General features: G+C 39.6%; 1 protein-coding gene. It reads left to right on the top strand.

All coding sequences use genetic code 11. The annotated features are described in order from the left end of the window. Positions 1 to 966, top strand: a 966-nt coding sequence (locus G468_RS0119285; RefSeq protein WP_026824314.1) for an Rpn family recombination-promoting nuclease/putative transposase, incomplete at its 5' end; no start/stop codon positions are given. Positions 967 to 1087: the final 121 nt, after the last annotated feature.

The raw sequence follows: 1087 nt of genomic DNA, 5'->3' as shown, positions 1-1087 counted from the left end.
CCACACGATGCTGTGTTTAAACAATTTCTAAGCGAAAAAGAGACGGCAAAAGACTTCTTTGATGTCTGGCTACCGGATGAGATTAAAGCACTATGCGACTTAGAGAGCCTAAAAGTGGAATCTGGCTCATTCATCGATGCGGAGATGAAAAGTTACCAGAGTGATATTCTCTATTCAGTCAGTATCTCAAAGGGAAGCGGATATATCTATGTATTAATTGAGCACCAATCCACTCCTGATAAGCTCATTGCATGGCGATTAATGCGTTATAGTATGGCTGCGATGCAGAAACATTTAGAACAGGGAAATAAGCAATTACCGCTCGTTTTCCCAATGTTATTTTATTGTGGTGAACAAAGTCCTCATCCCTATAGCACTAATTGGTTGGACTGTTTTCATGACAGAAAACTAGCCGAGCGTATTTATACCAATTCTTTTCGATTGGCCGATGTCACCACACTTGATGATGGTGAAATAATGCAGCATAGGCGAATGGCTTTGTTGGAATTAATACAAAAGCACATCCGCAGACGGGATATGACCGAGCTTTTGAGTGAAATTATCACACTGTTGTCGTATAATTATTATACCGATAATCAGGTTATTACACTGTTTAACTATCTCATTCAGGAAGGTAATGCTCAAAAACCGATGGAATTTATCACCGAGATAGCCAAACAATCAGAGAAACACGAAGGAGCACTTATGACTATTGCTCAAGCATTAAGACAAGAAGGGTTACAAGAAGGATTACAAAGAGGAAAGCTGGAAGGCTACCAATTAGGCAAAAATGATGGCGTTCAAGAAGGTAAATTAGAAGGTAAATTAGAAGGTAAACTTGAAGGAGAAAAACAGGCTTCGATGAAGATAGCGCGTCAACTTCTTGAGAAAGGGGTAGAAAGAGATATCGTGAAACTATCAACGGGTCTCACTGATACTGAAATGAGTAACCTGTTTAAAGATTAAACGATGACAGAACGCCAAAAATTAAGCCTCAATCGACCTAGAAAGGCTTCTCAGGAAGAGCAGACTTCAAGTACCCCTGTTTATGGTAAAAAGGTATGGGTAAATCCTGCGTCCAAAAAAA

It is taken from the genome of Arsenophonus nasoniae DSM 15247, assembly GCF_000429565.1.
Lineage (GTDB): Bacteria > Pseudomonadota > Gammaproteobacteria > Enterobacterales > Enterobacteriaceae > Arsenophonus > Arsenophonus nasoniae.
The sequence above is the reverse complement of the archived record's forward strand: the minus strand, read 5'-3'. Positions and strand labels throughout refer to the sequence as shown.